The organism is Psychrobacter sp. T6-4 (assembly GCF_052258425.1).
Lineage (GTDB): Bacteria > Pseudomonadota > Gammaproteobacteria > Pseudomonadales > Moraxellaceae > Psychrobacter.
Genome location: NZ_JBQQEZ010000030.1, coordinates 1 through 699, shown reverse-complemented (window position 1 = coordinate 699; position 699 = coordinate 1). Strand labels below are relative to the sequence as shown.

General features: G+C 48.9%; 1 rRNA gene. It reads left to right on the top strand.

The features are described from left to right. Nucleotides 1-699 (top strand): 23S ribosomal RNA (locus ACTXGE_RS12475); the annotation flags it as partial.

The following is a 699-nucleotide window of genomic DNA, read 5'->3' as shown; positions in this document are numbered from 1 at the left end:
TATGGTCGAGATCTGATAGCAAGTCCTACTTGTAGGACGAAGTGGCAAATACCATGCTTCCAGGAAAAGCTTCTAAGCAATAGTTATAAACGAATCGTACCCTAAACCGACACAGGTGATCAGGTAGAGAATACCAAGGCGCTTGAGAGAACTCTGCTGAAGGAACTAGGCAAAATGGTACCGTAACTTCGGGAGAAGGTACGCTGCTGATGGTGATAGGACTTGCTCCTTGAGCTGTTGGCAGTCGCAGATACCAGGCTGCTGCAACTGTTTATTAAAAACACAGCACTCTGCAAACACGAAAGTGGACGTATAGGGTGTGATGTCTGCCCGGTGCTGGAAGGTTAATTGATGGGGTTAGCGTAAGCGAAGCTCTTGATCGAAGCCCCAGTAAACGGCGGCCGTAACTATAACGGTCCTAAGGTAGCGAAATTCCTTGTCGGGTAAGTTCCGACCTGCACGAATGACATAATGATGGCAGCGCTGTCTCCAGCAGAGACTCAGTGAAATCGAAATCGCAGTGAAGATGCTGTGTACCCGCGGCTAGACGGAAAGACCCCGTGAACCTTTACTACAGCTTTACATTGAACTTTGACCTGACTTGTGCAGGATAGGTGGGAGGCTTTGAAGCCGAGACGCTAGTCTTGGTGGAGCCAATCTTGAAATACCACCCTGGTCATGTTGGGGTTCTAACTCAGG